Raw genomic sequence first — 22953 nt, 5'->3', positions numbered from 1 at the left:
CCTGTCGTGTCGCTGCCCGCAGAGATCTACGGTGGAGATATGACCGCCTTGGAGTATCGGCATCTGCTGGTCGCGCGGGACGGCGACACGGTGCGCATCACCATGAACCGGCCGGAGCGGCGCAACGCGCTGTCGGGTGAGCATCTGGCCGAACTGCTCGCCTCGTTCCGGGCTGCCGGGGAGACCGATGCCACCGGGATAGTGCTCGGGGCGCGCGGCCCGGTGTTCTGCGCGGGTCATGATTTCGCCGACGTGGCCGCGCGCGACCTGCTCGGCGTGCGGGAACTGCTCGCACTCTGCACCGAGCTCATGTCGGCCATCCAGTCGGTGCCGCAGGTGGTGATCGCCCGGGTGCACGGTCTGGCCACGGCCGCAGGCTGCCAGCTGGTGGCCTCCTGCGATCTGGCCGTCGCCGCCGAATCCGCCGGGTTCGCGCTCCCCGGCGGCAAGGGTGGCTGGTTCTGCCACACCCCCGCGGTGCCGGTGGCCCGCGCCGTCGGACGGAAACGGCTGATGGAAATGGCCCTCACCGGCGACCCGATCGATGCCCGCACCGCCGAACAGTGGGGCCTGATCAACCGAGTGGTGCCGGACGCCGAACTGGACACCGCCGTGGGTGCGTTGCTCGCCCGCGCGACCCGGGGCAGCCGGGCCAGCAAGGCACTCGGCAAACGCACTCTCTACAGCCAGCTCGACCGTCCCGAAGCAGACGCCTACGCCCTCGCCCTGGAGGTCATGGCCGCCGCCGCTCAACTTCCCGGCGCCCGCGAAGGAATGGCGGCCTTCCTGGCGAAGCGCCCGCCCGCCTGGCCCGATTAGCGCAGCCCAGGGACCTTTCTCTGGGTCCGCCTTGCCGGGCGGTAGCGTGGAACGCATGTCCACCGACGCCGCGGACCGTGAGGTCGCCCCCCAACCCAAGTCGACACCGAAATTCCGCGGCCCGATCATGTTTCGCCGCGAGCGGGCCGACGGCGTGGGCACCGCCGACCGGCACCTGCTGGACAAGCGTGGCGACACGGATTGGGTACACACCGATCCGTGGCGCGTGCTGCGCATCCAAGCCGAGTTCGTGGAGGGCTTCGGCGCGCTCGCCGAGGTGCCGAGGGCGGTGACCGTCTTCGGTTCCGCGCGCACGTCCGCCGACCACCCGGAATACCAGGCCGGGCGGGCCATCGGCGCCGCGCTGGCGCGGGCCGGTTTCGCGGTGATCACCGGCGGCGGCCCCGGCGCGATGGAGGCGGCGAACCGGGGCGCATGCGAGGCGGGCGGCTACTCGATCGGCCTCGGCATCGAGCTGCCGTTCGAGCAGAGCCTCAACGACTGGGTCGACCTGGGCATCAATTTCCGGTACTTCTTCGTCCGCAAGACGATGTTCGTGAAGTACTCGCAGGCGTTCATCTGCCTGCCCGGCGGTTTCGGCACGCTCGACGAGTTGTTCGAGGCGCTGACGCTGGTGCAGACGCACAAGATCACCCGGTTCCCCATCATCCTGTTCGGCACCAGGTACTGGGCGGGGCTGGTCGATTGGCTGCGCGATTCGCTCGGAGGTTCGGGCAAGATCTCCCCCGGCGACCTCGGTCTGCTGCACGTGACCGACAGCGTCGAGGAGGTCGTGCACATCATCCAGGCCGCCGCGGAGGCGGGTGGCGCCGAGGACGCGATCGGGACGGAGGATCAGTGGTGAGCGATCGGCCTTTCGCCGTCTGTGTCTACTGCTCGGCGAGCACCACCGACCAGGACTACCTCTCGCTGGCCGCCCGGGTGGGCACCGAGATCGCCCGGCGCGGTTGGCAACTGGTGTCCGGCGGCGGGCACGTCTCGATGATGGGCGCGGTCGCCACCGCGGCGCGCGCGGGCGGCGCGAACACCATCGGCGTGATCCCGAAACACCTGGTGCACCGGGAGGTCGCCGACGTCGACGCCGACGAGCTGGTGGTCACCGACACCATGCGCCAGCGCAAGCAGGTGATGGAGGACCGTGCCGACGCCTTCCTCACCCTGCCCGGCGGCATCGGCACGCTGGAGGAGTTCTTCGAGGCCTGGACCGGCGGCTATCTGGGACAGCACGAGAAGTCCGTTGTTGTGCTGGATCCCAATGGTTTCTTCCGCGGGTTGTTTTCCTGGCTGGACGAGTTGTACGAGCGAAAGTTCGTGCCCCAGACGGCATTGGACCGGATTACCGTGGTGACCGATCTCCCGTCCGCGTTCGCGGCACTGGAGGCGGCGCGGACCCAGTGAGGAGAGCTGAAGACGTGAGCACCGACACCCGCTCGACGGTGAGTTTGTTCGACCTCGCCCGCAATCTTCCCGGGATGGCCCTGGACGCGCCGGGCATGCTGCGCAACGCGCTGAGCATGCTGGTGACGGCGGATTCCAAGTCCTCGGTGGGGCTGTATTTCCAGCGCGACGCCCACCGGCATCCGGATCGGTTGTTCCTGCGGTTCGAGGGGGCGACCTTCACCTACGGTCAGGCCAACGCGCAGGTGAACCGGTATGCGAGCGTGCTCGCGGACCGGGGGGTGCGGCGCGGCGACGTGGTCGGCGTGCTGATGACCAACCGGCCGGAGACACTGTTCGTCGTGCTGGCCACGGTCAAGCTCGGTGCCACCGTGGGGTTGCTCAACCACCATCAGCGCGACAACGTGCTGGCGCACAGCTTCGGCCTGCTCGGCAGCGTGCTGAACGTGGTGGGCGCGGAATGCGCCGACGCGATCGACTCGCTGCCCGAGCCACCCGCCGGCGTCCTCGCCGCCGACGAACTCCACGAGGCGGCCCGCGACGCCGACGACGCCGACCCACCGAGCTGTGCGGAGATCACCGCGCGGGAGCGGGCGTTCCTCATCTTCACCTCCGGCACCACCGGACTGCCGAAGGCCAGCGTGATGACCCATCTGCGCTGGACCAAGAGCATGGCGGGCCTGGGCGGCCTGGGAATTCGCCTGCGCGGCAACGACACTCTGTACTGCTGCCTGCCGCTGTACCACAACAACGCGCTCACCGTCGCGTTGTCCGCGGTGCTGGCCTCCGGCGGCACACTCGCGCTCGGCCGGGGTTTCTCCGCGTCCCGGTTCTGGGACGAGGTCATCCGCGAGCAGGCCACGGCGTTCATCTATATCGGCGAGCTATGCCGCTACCTGGTCAACCAGCCCGCCAAGCCGACCGATCGGCAGCACCTGGTCCGGCTCGCCGTCGGCAACGGGCTGCGCCCGGAACTGTGGGACGAGTTCAAATCGCGGTTCGGCATCGAGCGGATCGTGGAGTTCTACGGCGCGAGCGAGGCGAACATCGCGTTCGTCAACGCCTTCGGCGTGGATCGCACGGCGGGCTTCGGTCCGCTGCCGTACGCCGTCGTGGAGTACGACGAGGAGACCGGAAAAGCCAGGCGGGACAACAAGGGCCGTTTGCGCCGGGTCGGCACCGGCGAGGTCGGGCTGCTGCTGGCCAAGGTGACCGACCGCTCGCCGTTCGACGGTTACACCGACAAGGACGCCACCGAGGCCAAGCTGGTGCGCGACGGCTTCCAGCCCGGGGACGTCTGGTTCGACACCGGCGACCTGGTCCGGGAGCAGGGCTGGCATCACATCGCGTTCGTCGACCGGCTCGGCGACACCTTCCGCTGGAAGGGTGAGAACGTGGCCACCACCGAGGTGGAGGGCGCGCTGAGCAAGGCGGAGCCGATCGCGCAAGCGGTGGTCTACGGCGTGGACATCCCCGGGACGGACGGCAAGGCGGGCATGGCCGCGGTGACGCTGCGTCCCGGCGCGGAATTCGACGGTGCGGCGGTGGCGAAGCTGGTCTACCAGCAATTGCCGGGGTATGCCGTGCCGCTGTTCATTCGTATAGTCCACGAACTGGAGCAGACCTCCACGTTCAAAAGCCGCAAGGTCGAACTGCGCAAGCAGGGGTACGCCCCGGACTCCGACAGCACGCTGTACGTCCTCGCGGGCCGCACCGAGGGCTATGTCCCCGCCTACGACGACTATGCCGCCGAGGTGGCGGCGGGACGGGCGCCCAAGAGCTGACGGGCAAGATCAGCACGGCCTGAAGACCCGGAGTGACGGACTGGCTACAGTCGTTGACATGTTCAGCTCGACCGCGGTGCCGCTTCCCACGCTGTGCGGCAGGCCGGTGGCGACGGATCGAGCGCTGGTGATGGCGATCGTGAATCGCACGCCGGACTCGTTCTACGACCGCGGCGCCACGTTCACCGACGCGGCGGCGATGGAGGCCGTGGCGCGCGCGGTGGACGAAGGCGCCGACCTCGTCGACATCGGCGGGGTGAAAGCCGGGCCGGGCGATTCGGTGGACGCGGCCGAGGAGGCCCGCCGGGTGGTGCCGTTCGTCGCGGCCATTCGCGCGAAGTACCCGCAGCTACTGATCAGCGTCGACACCTGGCGGGCCGAGGTGGCGCTGGCGGCGGTGGGCGAGGGGGCGGATCTGATCAACGACACCTGGGCGGGCGCCGATCCCGATCTCGTTCCGGTGGCCGCCGCGCACGGCGCCGGTGTGGTGTGCAGCCACACCGGTGGCGCGGTGCCGCGCACCCGGCCGCATCGGGTCCGCTACGCGGACGTGGTGGGTGAGGTCACCGAAACCGTGGTGCAGGCGGCGGAGAACGCGCTCGCGGCGGGGGTGCGCCGGGATTCGATTCTGATCGATCCGACGCACGATTTCGGCAAGAACACCTATCACGGGCTCGAACTGTTGCGCCGAGTCGACGTTCTTGTAAAAACCGGATGGCCAGTCTTGATGGCGCTGAGCAACAAGGATTTCATCGGGGAGACTTTAGGTGTCGGTCTTTCCGAACGGCTGGAGGGCACATTGGCGGCAACAGCATGGTCGGCGGCGGCCGGCGCCCGAGTCTTCCGTGTCCACGAAGTCGCCGCGACCCGGCGGGTCGTGGACATGATCGCCGCGATCCAGGGCATCCGGCCCCCCGCACGAACCTTGCGAGGTCTGGCATGACATTTCAACACCGTGAGCCCGCCTGGGCGACGACCCATACTTGGGACACCCCGAACTGGCGAGTGGACGAACTCGTCCGCGCCAAAGCCGGGCGCACCGTGTCGGTGGTGCTGCCCGCGCTGAACGAAGAACGGACCGTGGCCGACGTGGTGGCCAGCATCCGGCCGCTGCTCGGCACGCTGGTCGACGAGCTGATCGTGCTGGACTCCGGGTCGACCGACGCCACCGCGGAGCGCGCCCGTGCGGCGGGCGCCGAGGTGATCAGCCGCGAGCAGGCGGTGCCGGAGCTCGAGCCGGTGCCGGGCAAGGGGGAGGTGCTGTGGCGCTCCCTGGCGGTGACCAGCGGTGATCTCATCGCTTTCGTCGACTCCGACCTGATCGACCCGGATCCCGCCTTCGTCCCGAAGTTGCTCGGTCCATTGCTCACGGTCGGCGACATGCATCTGGCCAAGGCCTATTACCGCAGGCCGCTGCGGCAAGGCGGCGCGGTGGACGCGGCCGGCGGTGGCCGTGTCACCGAACTGGTCGCCCGGCCGCTGCTGGCCGCGCTGCGACCGGAACTGTCCCAGGTTCTGCAGCCGCTCGGCGGTGAATACGCGGGCACCCGCGAACTGCTCACCTCGGTGCCGTTCGCGCCGGGCTATGGCGTCGAGATCGGGCTGCTGCTGGACACCTACGACCGGCTCGGCATGTCCGCGATCGGCCAGGTCAATTTGGGCGTGCGCACGCACCGCAACCGGCCGCTGGCCGACCTGGGCGTGATGAGCCGCCAGATCCTGGGCACCGTGCTCGGGCGCAGCGGCATCCAGGACTCGGGTGCGGCGCTGACCCAGTTCCCGCTGATCGGCGACGAGTTCACGGCGCACCGCACCGAGGTCTCCCTGCTGGACCGCCCGCCGATGAACACCTTGCGGCCCGCGTGGGCGGCGGCCTGAACCGCTCCACCACCGTGGCGGCGCCGGGATGCGGTCAGGCCCCTTCGGCGTGTGGGTCCCGCATGTATCCCGCCTCGATCAGGGTGCGGAAGGCCGCGAGTTTGTAGACGCACTCGGCCGGTTCACAGATCCGGTGGCGTTGCATGAGTTCGTGTGCCTCCGCCACGGTCAACGGCTCGACGGGCATCTGCTGCGGCCTGCCGATCGGGCAGGTCGGTAGCAGGCGCGCGGGCCGTTGTTCCGCGATCACGTGCTGGGCGACGCCGACCCGGCGCCGCCGGTTCGCCGGTCCGTACATCAATCCGATGGTGGCGACCAGGCCGGCGGCGCCGGCGAGTGAGCAGAGGACGGCGATCTGGGTGGCGGTCACGGCGCTTTCTCCTCTCGGTGGGGCGGGCCGGGCAGAGCGTGGCGGGGCCGAAGCGCGAACGCACCGTCACCTACTAGTAGTTAACTTTCAGCAAATTAAGTGTGAGCCGAGGCGGCGCGCCGTGCAAGAGGGAAATGGGACGCGCAACCGACGTAATGTGCGACTTTATGGCCGGGTATGCCCACTGGCCAGGTGTCCAACCGCCCTGGAGACAACTTTGAGCAATCAGCGGTGGATGGGCCCGTCGATGCGGTCCAGCGGCAGAGCGGAGGCCCCACCGCGTTCGGCCAGGATCTGGGCGGCGATCGAGACGGCCGTCTCGTCCGGTGTTCGCGCGCCGAGATCGAGCCCGACCGGACTGTGCAGCCGGCCGAGCTGATCGTCGGTGACGCCCGCGGCCCGCAGGCGCTCGACGCGCTCGGCGTGCGTGCGGCGGGATCCGAGTGCGCCGACGAAGCCGACGCGCGGGCACGACAGCGCCGCCACCAGCATCGGCACATCGAATTTCGCGTCGTGGGTGAGCACGCAGACCACGGTGCGCTGGTCGATCCGCCCCGCCTCCTGTTCCTCACCCAGATACCGGTGCGGCCAATCCACGACGACCTCGTGGGCGGCGGGAAACCTCGCGGCGGTGGCGAAGGTCTCGCGGGCGTCCACCACTGTCACCCGGTAGCCGAGTTGACGGCCGGTGCGGCTGAGCGCGCGCACGAAGTCGTTGGCGCCGGCCAGGATCATCCGCGCGGGGGCCGCGAAGACCTGGACGAACGTCCGGGGTCGTGGCGCGCCGTGTGCCGCGCACTCGTCGGCGCCCACCACCCCGCAGCGGCCCGCGGCCAGCAGCGCCCGCGCGTCGCGGTCGACGCCGTGCCACGGTTCGGTATCGGCGGTCGTCAGCAGCTTCCATTCCGGTGCGGCGTCCATGGTGGTCGCCACGGCGACGGAGGAGCCGTCCACGATCCGCTGCCGTAGCGCGGTGAGCAGCGGGAGTCGTTCGGTACAGACGCGCTCGACGAACACCTCGATCTCTCCGCCGCAGCTCAAGCCCACCGCCGGTCCATCGGAGTCGGCATAGCCGAACCGGTCGGTCACCGCATGGCCGCTGCTCAGGACCTCCTGCGCCGACGCCACGACGGCGGCCTCGACGCAGCCGACGGACAGCGAGCCGTGCACGTCGCCGGAGCCGGTGACGATCATCGCCGCTCCGAGCTCGCGAGGCCCGGCGCCGGTCGTGTCCACCACGCGGGCCAGCGCGACCGGCCCGAGCGGCAGCAGGGTGAGCAGTTGCCCGAGTATCGCGCGCACCGGAATCCGGTCCTTTCGGCGAGCGGGTCCAGCGCATCGGGCCCGAGTCAGCCGGCGAATATCCGCCGTACCGTAAGCCTAGTTACCGGAGAACTATCCGTCGCGGCGACGACGACGTGGTAACAGCACCTGGTCCGCGCGTGCTTCGGGTCGGTCCTCGTCCTGATCCCCGGCCCCGTTCCGGGAATCGTCGCCGGTGCGGGGTCGGTCTCGTTCCGCGCGCTCGGCGTCGGGCCGATCGGCTCGCGGGTCCTCGCCCGCCGGGTCGTCCGCTTCGGGCGAGGTGGCCGACTCGTTCGCCAGCCGGGCCTGAAGGTCGGCGACGGTCACGTGAGCCTTCGCACCCGCGGGCCGCAGCAGGACACTGACGATCAGGCCGAGCAGGCCCACCGCCAGGACGGCGCCGCCGATCAGCAGTAACGGATTCACGATTCCTCCTTGCCGGACACCTCAGGCGTCCGTTTCGCGGAGCTGTAGCTGGGACGGGACGGCGCCGGTCTCGAAGTACGCCGTGAAGATCTCGGCCGCCTGCTCGGCGGTGAACACCTCGTCCGGATAGACCCGCGGCGTGGGCACGCAGGCCGGGACCGGCACGTCCACCCGGGGCAGTCCGAGCCGCTGACCGGGTAAGCCCACGGTGAAGCGATGCGGCATGCCCTCGACGGTGGTGCGCACCTCGAGGGTGAGCGCGTCCGCCGAGCCGGTGCATTGCAGGTACTCCCGCCCGGGAGCGGAACTGGTCGCCGGGTCGATGTCCGCGGGCCGCATCGGCTCGGCGAGCCGGGTCATGTTCACCGAGTAGCGGTGGAAGCCGTCCAGCCTGTCCAGCGGGCGCAGAAAGCTGTCGATGGGCTCATCCGGGCGCAGGAAGACTCGCAACCGGTCGCTGTAGGTCACCCGGTGGGTGGTCACCGCCGGATCGCCCGACCGGGCGGGGGCCGCGGCGCCGTGCCGCGGGCGCCGCAGCACGGAGAGGAGGGACACGGAACTCGCAGACATCGACTTTCGATCACGCATCAGAGTTCACCTATCACATGCGGTTATCGTCCAGCTATTCAATCATCTCTGTATGAACGCGCTCGGACGAGGGTTGGTGACCTGTGCCACACGAGAGAATTGTGGCCGGCGTAATGCTCCTGAGTCGTCACGACCAGGTGATCGGTGGAGTGGTTCGCGGCCTGTTCGGAGTGTCCACTCGACGTCCACCGTCCGGATTTCCGGCCGGGGATGCGCTCAGCTGCGATGTCCACATATTTGCTGAATGTTGTTGGGCGCGTGGAGCCGACGCGCGGGTGATCACAACCGCCGGTAGGGGCGGGTCCGACGCCGATCTCCGGCAACGGAGGTCGAGCGAGATAGGTGAGTCAGCGGCGCACACCCGTTGCGGGCGATCTGTTTTCGGGGTCGTGGCGGTAGACCGGAGTGAGCAGGTCGGCTTCCAGGGGTTCCCCCGTGGCACGGTCGAAGCGACAGGCGATCAGCACCGAGAACAGGTGATTGCTCGCTCGTTCGTGCAGCGTGGCCAGCCGGGTGGCGAGCAACCGGATGGCGCCGAGCGAGCCGGGGGGATGCATGCCGTCGATCATCAATACACTGCCCCGCCCGTCGGGCCGGGGAAGCCTGCCCAGGTAAGCGATGTCGTGCGGTTCCGGTCCGCCCGGCCGGTACACCCGCCGAGCCGCCCGGTCCTCGATGCCCCGGCGCGCGTCCCCCACTCTCGCCACCGCGCGGCGCAAGCGCGGATCGGCGGCCACCAACTGGCGCAGGCTCGGGGACAGTTCCGGACCGCCCAACACGATCAGGCCGTCACGCCGCAGGTCGATCGGGCGGCCCGGTAGGAAATGCTCGACCGCTACGCTGAAGCCGAGTTCGCGCAGGAGCTCGGCCAATCGCTGCGGTGCGGCGGGATCGGGCGCGCCGATCACGCGCCCGGCGCGCACCTCGGGGACGAGCACGGTGAGCGAACCGTGCCCGAAGAACAATCCTTCCGGAGCGGGGCCTTGGGTACTCACCTGGTGAATCCGGGCACGGGAAAGGCCCGCCGCCGCACCGATTCTGGCGAAGGTCCAGCCTTCGGCATGGAGCTCCCGGATCACGGCACGCCGAATCCTGGTCAGTTCGTTGATGGTCTGCTGGGCTGCCGCCACCCCGTCGGTGGCCGCTTTCAGTCGCTCGACCTTGTCCTCGATCGCGAACACGCGCGCCACGTCATCGGCCGACATGTGCGAAGTCTAGACAGCTGAACAGCGCTATGCGTCTAGTCTGCTTGACGAATCAGGTGGCGTCGGTGTCGATCGGCGGACGTTCGTTGCGCTCCAACGGCTTAGCCAACTTGGGCATCGGGTAGTCCGGCATCCCGCTGTTCGTGCTGTACAGGTCCTTCGGATCGGGCAGCGCGCTGTCGAAATCCTTGAACAGCGAATCGTCGCCGTTGAGAAGGTGTTTGGTCACCATCGCCCGCGGAGTCATACCGCGCAGTTCGTTCAGGTCGGCCAGCGGCTTGCGTAAATCGTCGAACTCCGGCCCCAGTTCCTGTCGCAACTGGGACGTGGCGCCGCTCGCGTAATCTCGCACCTGCCGCAGGCTGCGCGTGGTCCAGCGCACGGCACCGGGCAAGCGCTCCGGGCCGAGGATGACGAGGGCGGCGACGAGCAGGATGACCATCTCGCTCCAGCCGATGTTGCTGAACACGTAACCAGGCTACCCGGCGATCCGGCCGCCGGGTCAGTCGGATTCCAGCGTCACCGGCACGTCCACCTGCCTGCCGTCGCGGATCAACTGCACGTTCACCGTTTCGCCGATCTTGCGCGACTGCACCGCGACGACCAGTTCGTCCGGACCTGTGACCTCTCGATCGCCGACCTTCACGATCACGTCACCCTCCACGATCCCGGCCTTCGCCGCGGGGCCGCCCGCCGCGACGTCCGCCACCGCCGCACCGCTCATGACTTCGTTGGCCACCTGCTTGGTGCGCGCGCTCAGGCCGATCGTCGGGTGGTGCACGACGCCGTCGCGGATCAAGGTCTGGGCGACTTCGATGACCTTGTCCACCGGGATCGCGAAGCCGAGGCCGACCGAGCCGCCGGTCTCGCTGCGGATGGCGGTGTTGATGCCGATCACCCGGCCGTCCATGTCCACCAGCGCGCCGCCGGAGTTACCCGGGTTGATCGACGCGTCGGTCTGCACGGCGTCGATCACGGCCTTCGTGTCGCTGCCCTCGCCCTCCAGCTTCACCGGGCGGTGCAGGGCGCTGACGATGCCGGAGGTCACCGTCTTGCTCAGGCCGAGCGGCGAACCGATGGCCAGCACATCGTCACCGACCTGGACGTTGCCGGATTTGCCGAGCTGGGCGACGGTGAGATTCTTCACATCGACCTTCAGCACGGCCAGGTCGGTCTTCGGATCGCGGCCGACGATCTGGGCGGGCACCCGGGTGCCGTCGGAGAACTGCACCTGGATCGCGGACCGGTTGGACTTGTCCTGCGCGGCCATCGAGACGACGTGGTTGTTGGTGACCACGTAGCCGCCGCCGTCGATCACCACGCCGGAGCCGGTGGCGCCGTTGTCGCCGACGGTCACCCGGATGGAGACGACCGAGGGCAACACGGCGTTGGCGACCTGGGCGATCATGCCGTGCGGGCGGGTGCCGTCACCGGTCTGTTCGAGGGTCACCTTCCGCGAGGTGAGCGTCGAGGCCGTTTCCGCGGTCAGCCGTCCGACCAGCCCACCGACCAGGCCGATGACGACCGCGACGAGCGCGAGCAGGGCCAGCGCCTTGGGCGCGACCCGCGAACCGAACAGCACTTCGCGGGCGCTGAGCTTCTCGGCCTGCGGCAGCGTCTGCGGCTTGGGGGTGGGCACCGCGGGGGCGCCCAGGCGTGCGACCGCTTCGGGATCACGCCACGGATCGGCCGGTCCGGCCACGGCCGACGGGCCGTCGGCGGCGTCGGGGTCGCGCTGCAGGATCTCGGTGGAGCCTTCCGGGCGCCCGAACGCCTCGGCCAGCACCGCGTCGGGCGGACGGTTCTGCAGTTCGGGACCGGATTGCGGCGCCGAACCCGCCTTGCGGAGCGGCAGGGGCTCGGCGAACGAACCGGATAGGCCGGACGGCCTGCGGAAAGCACGTGCGGTATGCGTGTCGACATGGGGCCGGTAGACCGGGCGCGGACCGAGAACGGGTGCGTCCGGCGGACGGAGATTCCCGCGGTCGGCCGCCGAATCCGAGGTGTCGGCCGATCCGGAATTCGTCGATTCGGTGGTCACTCGGGAAACTCTACTTGCGCCACCAGGTAGTCCACCGGGTCGCGGTGAACGAATCGGTCAGAAAGCCGAAAACCGCCTCGTTACGCCCGGACTGGCCGGAAGCCGACGAGGGCGTCCGGCCGCTGGACGCGCCGCCCGGCAGCTCCGCGAGCGGAATCCTGGTCAAGCTGTCGTGCAGGCCGGTCGGAATCGCGACCTGGCCCGCGTGCCGCAACGCGATGCGCGCCTGCTGCTGGGCATCGACCTCCGCCGCGCACTCGGGACACAGCGACAGGTGTTGAGCGGCACGCAGGTAGGCGTTCATCCGTAGCTCCCCGTCCACGTACGCCGCGACCGCCTCACTCGCCAGATGCTCGGTGGGGCGGAAACGGGGCGGACCGGACGTGCTGGAGTCGCCACTCATTCGGTGCTCACCCTTTCAACCGAACTCGACCGAGGTTCGGGCGATGTCGGCGTCCGACGAATCACCCTATGTTCGCTTCAGCGGCGAACCGCTGCTCACTTCCATTATGCGCAAGGTAGTCGCGCAGGGCTTGACGTCCACGATGGATCCGACTGCGCACAGTGCCCAGTTTCACGCCGAGCGTAGCGCCGATCTCCTCGTAGGACAGCCCCTCGATGTCACACAGCACCACGGCCGCGCGGAACTCCGGCGCGAGCGAATCCAAGGCCGATTGCAGGTCGGGATCGAGCCGGGCGTCGTGATACGCCTGCTCCGGCCCCGGGCCCTCGGCGGGCACCCGGTCGTAGTCCTCGGGCAGCGCTTCCATCCTGATCCGGTTGCGGCGGCGCACCATGTCCAGGAACAGGTTGGTGGTGATGCGGTGTAGCCACCCCTCGAAGGTGCCCGGCTGGTAGTTCGACAGCGAACGGAACACCCGGATGAACGTCTCCTGGGTGAGGTCGTCCGCGTCCTGTGCGTCGCCGGAGAGGCGGTAGGCCAACCGGTAGACCCGGTCGGCGTGCTCCCGGACCAGTTCGTCCCACGTCGGCATCGCCGACCGGTCACCGGTGGCATCGAAGGCAGCAGTCCCGCTCAGCTCGACCGCGTCCTCGACGGAGTCCGCTTCGACCGGCAGGATCTGCTCGGGCAGGGTGGCGTATTCGCGCGCCGCATCGACCATGTGGATGGGGCTACCTCCTACTAGGGACCGCAAACGTGGGCACTCGCTCCGATCCGGGTCTTCGGACCGTCACGTACGGATACAACAGACAACCGGTATGTCGTTGTTCCCGCGTCCCGTGTTAATACACGGTCGGTTGCTCATACTCTTTCTGGTCCTGATATGGCCGGGATATGGAGATCCTGAGGGTCACCTGAGAAAACCGGCGGCGGAAATGACGGGCGGCGCGTGTTGTCCGGAACGCCGAGATCACCCGCCCGGCGTTAGCCTCATACCCGTGGCATCGAATCTGGAGCGGAATCTCGCCTACGTGGAGGAATCCGTCGTAGAGGACGAAATCCTCATCAGCGCGCGGGAACGGGCCACCGAACTCGGCGCTGTCCCCGTGCCGCCCTCGGTAGGGGCGCTGCTGAGCATGTACGCGCAGCTGCTCGGAGCGCGCGCGGTGGTCGAGGTCGGCACCGGCGCGGGCATCAGCGGATTGTGGCTGCTCGACGGCATGCGCGAGGACGGCACGCTGACCACCATCGATTCGGAGCCGGAACATCAGCGCGCGGCCAAGGAGGCGTTCCGCGCCGCCGACATCCCCCCGGCGCGCACCCGGCTGATCAACGGACGGGCGCTGGATGTGCTGCCCCGGCTGGCCGACGGCGCCTACGACCTGGTCTTCATCGACGCGGCGCCGCTCGAGCACCCGGAGTACGTCGCCCAAGCGGTGCGTCTGCTGCGCGAGGGCGGCGCCATTCTGTTGCACAACGCGCTGCTGGGCGGGCGCGTACCCGATCCGGCGCAACGGGATCCGGCTACTCAGGCGGTGCGCGCCGCCACCCGCGCCATCGCGGAGAATCCGGAACTCACCTGTGTACTGATTCCGGTCGGAGACGGATTGCTCTGTGCCTCACGGGGTTAGTGATTCGCGCGTGGTCTGATTCCTTCCCGGAATCCGGGGTATGCGCTGAGAAAGAACCCAGTGAGGAAAACAGTTATGCGTGAACTAACTCCCATCGAAGTAGCGGTCATGGGGGATGTCGTGACCGAACGGCGAACGAGTTGGCTGCGGCCGACTCTGTTGGCCCTGCTGTTCGTGATTCTGGGAGCCGTGCTCGTGATGGTGGTGGTGAGCAACACCGATTTCGACACCGGCCCCGAGAAAACCACGCCGCCCCCTGGACCCTGCGAGCCGTTCTGCACCCAGAACGTCGCCCCGCCCGCACAGTAATACCTCCGTCGACGGCGGCTCTCGCTCCGGCCGAATAGGCTTGCCGCCGAAGTTTTTCCGGAATTCCTGGCCAGCGCGCCCTCTTCTCCTGGCGAACGCGCCACCCGCAGGTTATCGGCGGAGTTCGCGAAAAAGCGACCGTACCGCCACGATCCGGCTCGAGCCGCAGCGCGATGCCGATGACCGACCGATACTGGTGGAGGTCAGGTTCCGAACGGATCCGGAAGAGGTGCGGCGTGGTGATGATGATGTTCCTTTGGGACGAAGACGAGCGTCGTCCCAAAGCGATCCATTGGGGCCGGACCATGATCGCTTTCGGCGCGGTGCTTTTGTTCGCTGTGCTGATGGTCTATTTGGTGTGCACCGCCGATTTCGGTGACGCCTCGAAATCGACCGTGCCGCGCACACCGGGGCCGTGCGCGCCGTTCTGCCTCGGCCCGCAGGTGCCCGAGCCGGGCGGACCCTAGTACCGCTCGCCGCGGCTACACCCACACGCCCTTGCCGACCGTGACGACCCCGCCGTTGCTCACGGCGAAACGGCTGCGATCGCGCGCAAGGTCCACTCCGATGATCTCGCCTTCGCCGACGACCACGTTCTTGTCCAGGATGGCGTGCCGCACCACCGCACCGCGTCCGATCCGCACGCCGGGCATGAGCACACACCCTTCTACGGTGGCGCCGTCGTCGACCATGACATTGGCGCTGAGCACCGAGTTGCGCACGGTCGCCGCGGACAGGATGCTGCCCGCGCCCACGATGCATTCCTGTGCCAGCCCGCCCTGGGCGAACTTGGCCGGCGGCAGGTTCTCGGCCGCCCCGCGGATGGGCCAGTGACGGTTGTAGAGGTTGAACACCGGGTGCACCGACACCAGGTCCATGTGCGCGTCGTAGAACGCGTCGATGGTGCCGACATCGCGCCAGTAGCCGCGGTCACGGTCGGTGGCGCCGGGCACGTCGTTGTCGGCGAAGTCGTAGACGCTCGCCTGTCCGGCCGCGACGAGGGCCGGAATGATGTCGCCGCCCATGTCGTGGTCGGAGTCGGCGTTGTCCGCGTCCGCCCGGATCGAGTCGACCAGCACCTTGGTGGTGAAGACGTAGTTGCCCATGGACGCGAACGTGACGTTCGGATCATCCGGGGTGCCGGGCGGATGCGCGGGTTTCTCCAGGAACTGCGTGATGCGGCCGGCCTCGTCACTGTCGATGCAGCCGAACGCGCTCGCCTCGCTGCGCGGCACCCGGATACCCGCCACGGTCACGCCCGCGCCGGAATCGATGTGGTGGCGCACCATCTGCTCCGGATCCATCCGGTAGACGTGATCGGCGCCGAACACCGCGATGTATTCCGGGTCCTCGTCGTAGATCAGGTTCAGCGACTGCAGGATCGCGTCCGCGCTGCCGGTGTACCAGCGTGGTCCCAGCCGCTGCTGCGCAGGCACCGGGGTGATGTACTCGCCCGCGAAACCGGACAGCCGCCAGGTCTGCGAGATGTGCCGGTCGAGCGAGTGCGACTTGTACTGGGTGAGTACGCACAGCCGCAGGAAACCCGCGTTGACCAGATTGCTGAGGACGAAGTCGATGAGGCGGTAGGCGCCGCCGAACGGGACGGCTGGCTTGGCGCGGTCGGCCGTGAGTGGAAAGAGTCGCTTGCCCTCGCCACCGGCGAGCACGATCCCGAGTACGTGCGGCTGGCTCCTCACACCTGCCAAACTACCGGGTGGATCGCCCGTGAGTGGCCGCCGCGGACCCGAACGTCTACTTTGGATCGGTGAGTTTCGGCACGGAAGGCGGACGTTCGGCGGTGGATTCCGACGAGCGGGACCGGCTTCGCGTCGCGATGCTGACCCGCGAATATCCACCCGAGGTGTACGGCGGGGCGGGGGTGCACGTCACCCAGTTGACGGCGCATTTGCGTCACCTGTGCGAGGTGACCGTGCACTGTATGGGCATCGAGCGCCCGGATGCCGTGGTTCATCAACCGGATCCGTCGCTACACGCCGCCAACGCCGCGCTGCGGATGATGTCCGCCCAGCTACGGATGGCCGACGCCGTGGGCGAGGTGGACGTGGTGCACTCGCACACCTGGTACAGCGGCTTGGCCGGGCATCTGGCCGCGACCCTCTACGGCATCCCGCACGTGCTGACCGCGCATTCGCTGGAGCCGCGCAGGCCGTGGAAGGCCGAGCAGCTCGGCGGCGGCTACCGGCTGTCCTCCTGGTCGGAGCGCAACGCCGTCGAGCACGCCGACGCCGTCATCGCGGTGAGCGAGGGCATGCGCCGCGACGTGCTCGACGCCTATCCCGCCGTCGACCCGGCCCGGGTCCACGTGGTGCACAACGGCATCGACGGGACCGTCTGGCATCCCGGTCCGGCGACCGGTGACGAGCCGTCGGTGCTCGCCGAACTCGGCGTGCGTACCGACCTTCCCATCGTCGCCTTCGTCGGCCGCATCACGCGCCAGAAGGGTGTCGGCCACCTGCTGGCCGCCGCCCGCGACTTCGATCCCGACATCCAGCTCGTGCTGTGCGCGGGCGCGCCGGACACGCCCGAGCTGGCGCAAGAGGTCACCGCGGCGGTGCACGAGCTGCGGCAGCGTCGCGGCAACGTGTTCTGGGTTCGCGAGATGTTGCCGACCGAGCAGATCCGGCAGATTCTCGCCGCCGCGTCGGTGTTCGTGTGCCCGTCGGTGTACGAGCCGCTCGGCATCGTCAACCTGGAGGCGATGGCCTGCGCGACCGCGGTGGTCGCCTCGGACGTCGGCGGCATCCCCGAGGTGGTCGACAGCCGCAACGGGCGGCTGGTGCACTACGACGCGGGTGCGGCCGGGGACTACGAGCACGGGCTCGCCGCCGCCGTGAACGAGGTGGCCGGCGATCGAGAGCTGGCCGTCCGCCTCGGGGCCGCCGGGCGGGAGCGGGCGATCTCCGAATTCGACTGGTCGCGCATCGCGGCGCGCACGGTGGCGGTCTACGACGAGATCAGGAAGGGCTGAGCCGGGCGATTATGCCGCCGGGCGGTAGGTGCCCACGACGACCGAAGCGGTCACCTCGACGGTCTCCGGTAGCCGCGCCGGATCCGCCGCCGCGGCGGCGTGGTGCGCGGACGGGCCCATCCCCACCACGTGCGCGACATCGGCTCTGGCGAGCGTCATCGGGTACTCCACCAGCGTCCGTTCGACCGGTTCGAAATGTCCCGCCATGGCGGCATCGAGCCTGCGGTCCTTGTCGGGGTCGACCCGGACCATGTCCAGTGGCTCGATCAGCTCGCGAAGATGACGTTCGGTGGGTGTGGCGACGACGAAGCGGCCGTCCTCGGCGAGCACCCGGGCGATCTCGCCGGGATTGCGCGGGGCGAAGACGGAGAGTACGCAGGCCAGCGCGCCGTCGCGGATCGGCAACCCGCGCCAGGCGTCGGCCAGCACCGCCGCGGCGCGTGGGTGGGCGCGGGCGCAGCGCCGCACGGCGGGTTTGGCCACGTCCAGTCCGATGCCGACGGCCGGGGGAGCGGCGTCGAGCGCCCGGGCGAGGTAGTAGCCGGTGCCCGCGCCGATCTCCAGGACCGGGCGGTCCGTCGGGCGCGTCGTGACGGCGTGCGTCACCGCGTCGGAGATCGGCGCGAAGTGCCCTCCGCTCTGGAAAGCGGCACGAGCGTCGAGCATGGCCGCGGTGTCCCCGGTCATCTTGGTCGACGCACCGGTCAGCAAACTGACGTAGCCCTGTCTGGCGACGTCGAAGCTGTGGCCGCGACCGCAGCGCAGTGCTCGATCCCGTGGTTCGAGCGCGAGCGGCGCGGCGTCCTGGTGCGCCCGAATGCATTCCGGGCAGGCCAGGACGCCGGCCGCGTCGGCGAGGGCCGAGTGCTCAGCCGGGCCCACTCAGCTCGTGACGCTCTTCAGTTCGTCACCGAGCGCCGCTGCCTCGTCCGGCGTGAGTTCGACGACCAGACGCCCGCCACCCTCGAGTGGAACCCGCATAACGATTCCACGCCCTTCCTTGGTTGCCTCGAGGGGACCGTCCCCGGTGCGGGGCTTCATGGCCGCCATCCTCTGCTCCCTCCAGATCTGCGCGGTCTGCTGCGCACTTTCTTGGAACTCCAGTTGTCACCAACCAGTGAGCTCGCCGGCGTTTGGCGAGCTACACCCGTCCCATTCTTCCCTATCGCGGATGTGGACGGATAGCTGAGTTCAAAAAGTGACCGGTCGGCCCGTGCCGGGCCGGTCGTTGCCCACCCAGCAATCGGCCAGGTGGTCATCCACCATTCCGGTCGCCTGCATCAGCGCGTACGCCGTGGTCGGTCCGACGAACCGGAATCCGCGCCGTTTCAATTCTTTTGCCAGCGCGATGGATTCGGGTGTGGTCGCGGGCACGTCGGCGCCGCGGCGCGGGCGCGGGCGCGGCGGTGGGGCGAACGACCAGAGCAACTCGTCCAGGCCGATGTCGAGGTCGCGGGCAACCCGTGCGTTGGCGATGGCCGCGTCGATCTTGCTGCGGTTGCGGACGATGCCCGCGTCGGCCATCAGCCGGGCGACGTCGTCGTCGCCGAACTCCGCGACGCGCTCGATGGCGAACCCGGCGAACGCCGCACGAAAGGCCGGGCGTTTGCGCAGGATGGTCAGCCAGGACAGGCCGGATTGAAACGCCTCCAGGCAGAGCCGCTCGAACAAGGCGTCATCGCCGTGCAGGGGCTTGCCCCACTCGTGGTCGTGATAGTCCCGATAGAGCTGGGACTCCAGCGGCCAGGCACAGCGAACCAGCCCGTCGTCGGCCAGGGCGCTCACTTCGACTCCGGCGCGATCGGCGTCTGCCACCGCGCGGCCTGCGCTTCGGCCAGCTGGTGCTGGAGCTCATCGATCCGCGCGGCCAGCCGGGTCAGCGCCCAATCCACCTCGCCGGCTTTGTAGCCGCGCACCACCTGCTGGAAGCGCAACGCGCGCACGTCCGCCCCGGTGATCCCTTCCACCGGCAGCACGGTGGCCGTCGTCCCCTCCGGCAGCGGCCCCAGCTCCTCCGACCGCCCGAACACCGCACTGGCCAGTAAGAACAGCACCGCGGCGACCAAGCCGACGATCAGCACGTACAACAGCATGGTGAGCATGAGGTGAGCTTATTAGGGCACACCGACAGGCGGTCTCGCGCGTCGTGCTCGCTACAGATGCCGGGTGGTGTCGATGCCGAGGGACATGCCCGCGAGGCCGCGACGGCGGACGGCGAGCTTGTCCGCCACCTCCAGCAGAGCCTTGGCGGCGGGGTTCTCCGGATCGCGCAGCACGATCGGGGTTCCCTCGTCGCCCGCTTCCCGCAGCGCCTGTTCGATGGGAATCTGACCGAGCAGCGGCACGGTCGCACCCACCGCGCGGGTGAGCCGGTCGGCGACGGCTTGGCCGCCACCGGAGCCGTACAGGTCCATCCGGGTGCCGTCCGGCAGGTCCAGCCAGGACATGTTCTCCACCACGCCCGCGATGCGCTGGCGTGTTTGCAGCGCGATCGCGCCCGCCCGCTCGGCCACCTCGGCGGCGGCCGGCTGCGGGGTGGTGACGACCAGGATCTCGGCCCCGGGGATCAGCTGCGCGATGGAGATGGCGACGTCACCGGTGCCGGGCGGCAGGTCGAGCAGCAGGATGTCGAGGTCACCCCAGAACACGTCGGCGAGGAACTGCTGCAACGCCCGGTGCAGCATCGGGCCGCGCCACACCACGGGCGTGTTGCCCTGCGTGAACTGGGCGATCGAGATCATTTTCACGTCGTGCGCGACCGGCGGCATGATCATCCGCTCGACCTGGGTGGGCCTGGCATCGGTGCCGAGCATGCGCGGGACGGAATGACCGTAGATGTCCGCGTCCAGCACGCCGACCGACAGACCGCGCGCGGCCATGGCGGCGGCCAGGTTCACCGTGACGCTGGACTTACCGACGCCGCCTTTCCCGGAGGCGACCGCGTAGACGCGGGTCAGCGAGCCGGGCTGGGCGAACGGGATGACCGGATCGGCCGAGTCGCCGCGCAACTGTTTGCGCAGTGCGGTGCGCTGCTCGTCGTCCATCACGTCGAGCTCGACGGAGATGGCGCCCACACCGGGCACGTCGGCGATGGCCTTGGTGACCCGCTGCTGGATCTCCGTCCGCAGGGGGCAGCCCGCCGTCGTCAGGTAGATCTCCACGTGGACATCGCTGCCGGCGCCGATGACGACGCTTTTCACCATGCCCAGTTCGGTGATCGGCTTGCGGATCTCCGGGTCGTCGACCTTTGCGAGGGCACCCCGCACGTCCGATTCCGTAACTACTGGCATGGCAGGAATTTTAGGCGTGTCAAATTTTCGGCAGCTCCGCGGGCCGGGGTGCGACCCCCGTGCTGTAGGAGGTCTCCCAGGCCATGACGTTCGCGACGTAGGCCATGGAGTGGTTGTAGCGCAGGATCGCTTTGGACTGTTGTGCCAGGTCACGCATGTTCAGGCCGCCTTCGCACAGGTATTTCCCGGCGGTCAGGGCGGCGTCGAACAGATTCTGCGGATCGGCGATGCCGTCGCCGTTGCCGTCGCCCGCGTAACGCTTCCAGGTGTCGGGCAGGAACTGCATCGGACCGATCGCGCGGTCGTAGCCGTCCAGGCCGTCCAGTGCGCCGTTGTCGGAATCGCGAACGACGTGGTTGCCCGTGAGCGAGCCGTCCAGCACGGGGCCGTAGACGGGGCTGAGCGGGTTGCCGTCGGCGTCGGCCTTACCGCCGAAGGCGTGGGTGGACTCGACCCGGCCGATACCGGCCAGCAGCGACCACGGCATGCCGCACACGGGGTTCTCGGCGGCCAGCACTCGTTCCGCGTTCTGATAGGCCGCGACGGCCACGCCGGGGACGCCCAGCGGCCCGGCGGGCATCGCGGCGGGTTGCCGCCCACTCGGCAGCGCAACGGTTTTCACCACGGGCGTCGCGGTGGGCGCGGCCTTGGCCATTGCGTGCGCGAGGAATTCGGTGCCTGCGACGGGCTCGACGGCCGACTGCGGCCGGGCGCCCTGCACGTCCTGATCATCCGGTGTCTGGACCGCGGCCGCGAGCGGGACGGCGTCGCCGACCTCGGAGGCGGCGGTGACGGAGACGAGCCCGGCGGGAACCAAGCCGGTCAACGCGATGACGGAACCGCGTCTGACGGTGGCAGGCGGTTGTTTTCGATGACGCCCCACGGTGTGGTGACCCTCCCATGACTCGCTGTGAGCCCTTTGTTACGGACCGAGGGAGAGGCTACCGCATCCGAGATCTTTTTGTTACTGCTTCGTGATCTGATACGGAGTTTGAATCACTGCTGGGGTGCGACCGGTGGCGCGGGCAGGGGGATGACGATGCCGAACGGCAGGGTGATTCCCGGCGGCGGCGTCGGTGCGGATTCGGCACTGGGCGCCGGTTCGGCTTCGGGCGCAGGGGCGGGCGGGGTGGTGGTAGCGGGTTCGCTGTCACCGCGCGGTGCCTTGTCGGGCGCGGGCAGGTCACCGGGGATGGGCGCGGACTCGGTGGTGGCCAGCGTGGTATCGGGCTGAACGCATCCGGCGGCTGCCTGGTCCGGAGTGGCGGACTGCCCGAAGGCTCCGGCGTCGGCGGGCCTGCCCGCCACGGCGGGATCGGCCGGGCGCGCGGGATCGGCGGGGTCGCGGGGTGCGGCCGCCGCGCCGCCGTAGGGCTGCTGCGGTGCGAGCGGTACGCGTGCGGTCCCGGGTAGGTCCGGGAACGGCATCGGGGCGGGCACCGATTGGCCCGCACACGGATTCACCGGCGGTGGCGGCGGGCAGAAGATCCCGCAGGGAATGGGTGGCAGACCCGGGAGCGTGATCATCACCTGGGTCGGCTGCTGTCGTGGCCGCGGGGCGGGCGCCTGGCCCGCCGCCCGCGCCTGTTCGGCCGGATCGGTGGTCGGGGTGGTCGTGCGCACCGCGGACATCTCCGAACCCGGCGACAATGCTCCCGGCGGTATCAGGTCCGGCGAGATGCGCACCTGCGTAGGCGAACCCCCGGTCCGATACGCCGCCGCCCAACTCAGCACATTCGCCGCATACGCCATCGAGTTGTTGTACCGCAACACCGCACGCAACTCCTGCGACGGCTCCCGCAGATCCAAACCCCCCGAACACAAATACTTCCCCGCCGCCAACGCCGCGTCGAACACATTATGCGGATCGGCCACCCCGTCCCCATTACCGTCCGCCCCATACACACCCCACGTCCCCGGCAAGAACTGCATCGGACCCAACGCCCGCACAAACCCCCCATCCCCAGCCCTGATCACCTCATTACCCGGCAAACTCCCATCCAACGCCGGACCGAAAATCGGCGACACCGTCGTACCCGCCGCATCCGTACGCCCACCCCGCGCATGCCCCGACTCGATCCGCCCGATCCCCGCCAGCAAACTCCACGACAACCCACACCCCGGCACCGAGGACCCCAACGCCAACTCCGCATTCCGATACGCCGCCAACACCACCTCCGGAATACCCAGCGCACCCCCCGCCGCCGGCAACGTAACCTCCTGCAACGGAACCACACCCGCGAACGGCGCCACCCCCGGCGTCACCGCACGCAACCGCCGCGGCCCCTCCGCCGCCACCGGCAACAACCCCACCTCCCGCGACGCCGCGCCCTGCACACCCGACGCCGCCGCCAACACCTCCGGCGCCCGCGGCGCCGACACCCCCACCGGCGACTGCACGCCCGAACCACTCACCACCACACCAGCAACAACCAAAGCCGAGACCGTTATCGGAGCAGATACACGCATTCGGCCACACCCAATCCTCGACGTCGT

The 22953-nt window shown here is 69.2% G+C and carries 27 protein-coding genes; 10 read left to right on the top strand and 17 right to left on the bottom strand.

All coding sequences use genetic code 11. The features are described 5' to 3' along the window. Nucleotides 1-39 precede the first annotated feature (39 nt). Genes ON29_RS23335 through ON29_RS23310 form a run of 6 tightly spaced genes read left to right on the top strand, consistent with a single transcriptional unit; the run spans nt 40 to nt 5900 of the window. Nucleotides 40-819 carry an enoyl-CoA hydratase-related protein gene (locus ON29_RS23335; protein ID WP_040869689.1) on the top strand — a complete coding sequence of 260 codons (780 nt, stop codon included), beginning with the start codon at nt 40-42 and terminating at the stop codon, nt 817-819. Nucleotides 820-874: 55 nt separating this feature from the next. Next, entirely contained in the window at nt 875-1684 is an 810-nt protein-coding gene (locus tag ON29_RS23330) for an LOG family protein (RefSeq protein ID WP_040869687.1), read from the top strand. After that, on the top strand, nt 1678-2238 hold the full coding sequence (locus tag ON29_RS23325; protein WP_040869508.1) for an LOG family protein: 561 nt from the start codon (nt 1678-1680) through the stop codon (nt 2236-2238). Before ON29_RS23330 ends, ON29_RS23325 begins: the two co-directional genes overlap by 7 nt. A 14-nt stretch (nt 2239-2252) precedes the next feature. Further along, a complete protein-coding gene (locus ON29_RS23320) occupies nt 2253-4022 on the top strand; it encodes a long-chain-acyl-CoA synthetase (RefSeq protein WP_083864021.1) in 1770 nt (589 codons plus the stop codon). Nucleotides 4023-4080: 58 nt separating this feature from the next. After that, the gene (gene folP / locus ON29_RS23315) at nt 4081-4965 is read left to right on the top strand and encodes a dihydropteroate synthase (protein WP_040869506.1); all 885 of its coding nucleotides are present in this window, start codon (nt 4081-4083) and stop codon (nt 4963-4965) included. Continuing rightward, a complete protein-coding gene (locus ON29_RS23310; protein ID WP_040869504.1) occupies nt 4962-5900 on the top strand; it encodes a glucosyl-3-phosphoglycerate synthase in 939 nt (312 codons plus the stop codon). The genes folP and ON29_RS23310 overlap by 4 nt, the downstream gene beginning before the upstream one ends. A 34-nt stretch (nt 5901-5934) precedes the next feature. On the opposite strand, the gene ON29_RS23305 is transcribed toward ON29_RS23310, so the two are convergent. The 9 genes from ON29_RS23305 to sigE form a co-directional block, all read right to left on the bottom strand. Continuing rightward, entirely contained in the window at nt 5935-6270 is a 336-nt protein-coding gene (locus ON29_RS23305; protein ID WP_040869502.1) for a hypothetical protein, read from the bottom strand. Nucleotides 6271-6495: 225 nt separating this feature from the next. Then, a complete protein-coding gene (locus ON29_RS23300; protein WP_040869500.1) occupies nt 6496-7572 on the bottom strand; it encodes an XdhC family protein in 1077 nt (358 codons plus the stop codon). Nucleotides 7573-7665: 93 nt separating this feature from the next. Beyond that, on the bottom strand, nt 7666-8001 hold the full coding sequence (locus ON29_RS23295) for a hypothetical protein (RefSeq protein WP_040869497.1): 336 nt from the start codon (nt 7999-8001) through the stop codon (nt 7666-7668). A gap of 21 nt (nt 8002-8022) precedes the next feature. Then, nucleotides 8023-8571, bottom strand: a complete 549-nt coding sequence (locus ON29_RS33985) for a hypothetical protein (protein ID WP_157172874.1) — start codon at nt 8569-8571, stop codon at nt 8023-8025. Nucleotides 8572-8936: 365 nt separating this feature from the next. Next, a complete protein-coding gene (locus tag ON29_RS23285) occupies nt 8937-9794 on the bottom strand; it encodes a hypothetical protein (protein WP_040869495.1) in 858 nt (285 codons plus the stop codon). A gap of 52 nt (nt 9795-9846) precedes the next feature. Beyond that, nucleotides 9847-10263, bottom strand: a complete 417-nt coding sequence (gene tatB, locus ON29_RS23280) for a Sec-independent protein translocase protein TatB (RefSeq protein ID WP_040869494.1) — start codon at nt 10261-10263, stop codon at nt 9847-9849. A 33-nt stretch (nt 10264-10296) separates the two neighbouring features. After that, nucleotides 10297-11835: a S1C family serine protease gene (locus ON29_RS23275; RefSeq protein ID WP_040869493.1), complete on the bottom strand. Its 1539-nt coding sequence runs from the start codon at nt 11833-11835 to the stop codon at nt 10297-10299. Nucleotides 11836-11845: 10 nt separating this feature from the next. Then, on the bottom strand, nt 11846-12238 hold the full coding sequence (locus tag ON29_RS23270; RefSeq protein WP_040869491.1) for a hypothetical protein: 393 nt from the start codon (nt 12236-12238) through the stop codon (nt 11846-11848). Nucleotides 12239-12299: 61 nt separating this feature from the next. Continuing rightward, nucleotides 12300-12959, bottom strand: coding sequence for an RNA polymerase sigma factor SigE (gene sigE / locus ON29_RS23265; protein ID WP_051175509.1), 660 nt, complete (start codon nt 12957-12959; stop codon nt 12300-12302). Between the two features lie 277 nt (nt 12960-13236). Between sigE and ON29_RS23260 the strand changes: the two genes are divergently transcribed. From ON29_RS23260 to ON29_RS23250, 3 genes are all read left to right on the top strand, one after another. Further along, entirely contained in the window at nt 13237-13869 is a 633-nt protein-coding gene (locus ON29_RS23260; RefSeq protein WP_373283906.1) for an O-methyltransferase, read from the top strand. A gap of 75 nt (nt 13870-13944) precedes the next feature. Further along, the gene (locus ON29_RS23255) at nt 13945-14178 is read left to right on the top strand and encodes a hypothetical protein (protein WP_157172873.1); all 234 of its coding nucleotides are present in this window, start codon (nt 13945-13947) and stop codon (nt 14176-14178) included. Between the two features lie 242 nt (nt 14179-14420). After that, nucleotides 14421-14645 carry a hypothetical protein gene (locus ON29_RS23250; protein ID WP_157172872.1) on the top strand — a complete coding sequence of 75 codons (225 nt, stop codon included), beginning with the start codon at nt 14421-14423 and terminating at the stop codon, nt 14643-14645. A 15-nt stretch (nt 14646-14660) separates the two neighbouring features. Here ON29_RS23250 and glgC read toward each other — a convergent pair whose 3' ends face one another. Then, nucleotides 14661-15875, bottom strand: coding sequence for a glucose-1-phosphate adenylyltransferase (gene glgC, locus ON29_RS23245; RefSeq protein ID WP_040869486.1), 1215 nt, complete (start codon nt 15873-15875; stop codon nt 14661-14663). Between the two features lie 137 nt (nt 15876-16012). Between glgC and glgA the strand changes: the two genes are divergently transcribed. Next, entirely contained in the window at nt 16013-17167 is a 1155-nt protein-coding gene (gene glgA, locus ON29_RS23240; RefSeq protein ID WP_040869677.1) for a glycogen synthase, read from the top strand. A gap of 9 nt (nt 17168-17176) precedes the next feature. Here the strand turns inward: glgA and ON29_RS23235 are convergent, their stop codons facing one another. The 7 genes from ON29_RS23235 to ON29_RS37250 form a co-directional block, all read right to left on the bottom strand. Continuing rightward, entirely contained in the window at nt 17177-18049 is an 873-nt protein-coding gene (locus ON29_RS23235) for a putative RNA methyltransferase (protein ID WP_040869484.1), read from the bottom strand. Continuing rightward, nucleotides 18050-18217, bottom strand: a complete 168-nt coding sequence (locus ON29_RS34995; RefSeq protein ID WP_011211259.1) for a DUF3117 domain-containing protein — start codon at nt 18215-18217, stop codon at nt 18050-18052. Between the two features lie 141 nt (nt 18218-18358). Next, a complete protein-coding gene (locus ON29_RS23230; RefSeq protein ID WP_040869482.1) occupies nt 18359-18952 on the bottom strand; it encodes a DNA-3-methyladenine glycosylase I in 594 nt (197 codons plus the stop codon). Then, entirely contained in the window at nt 18949-19269 is a 321-nt protein-coding gene (locus ON29_RS23225) for a DivIVA domain-containing protein (RefSeq protein ID WP_040869480.1), read from the bottom strand. Before ON29_RS23225 ends, ON29_RS23230 begins: the two co-directional genes overlap by 4 nt. 51 nt (nt 19270-19320) lie before the next feature. Next, on the bottom strand, nt 19321-20457 hold the full coding sequence (locus ON29_RS23220) for an Mrp/NBP35 family ATP-binding protein (protein ID WP_040869478.1): 1137 nt from the start codon (nt 20455-20457) through the stop codon (nt 19321-19323). 19 nt (nt 20458-20476) lie between these two features. Beyond that, a complete protein-coding gene (locus tag ON29_RS23215; RefSeq protein WP_040869476.1) occupies nt 20477-21340 on the bottom strand; it encodes a lytic transglycosylase domain-containing protein in 864 nt (287 codons plus the stop codon). 113 nt (nt 21341-21453) lie between these two features. Further along, entirely contained in the window at nt 21454-22332 is an 879-nt protein-coding gene (locus tag ON29_RS37250; protein WP_245549077.1) for a lysozyme family protein, read from the bottom strand. Between the last annotated feature and the right edge of the window lie 621 nt (nt 22333-22953).

This window comes from Nocardia exalbida NBRC 100660, assembly GCF_000308575.1.
Classification (GTDB): Bacteria; Actinomycetota; Actinomycetes; order Mycobacteriales; family Mycobacteriaceae; genus Nocardia; species Nocardia exalbida.
This window is presented reverse-complemented; position numbering and strand designations above follow the sequence as displayed.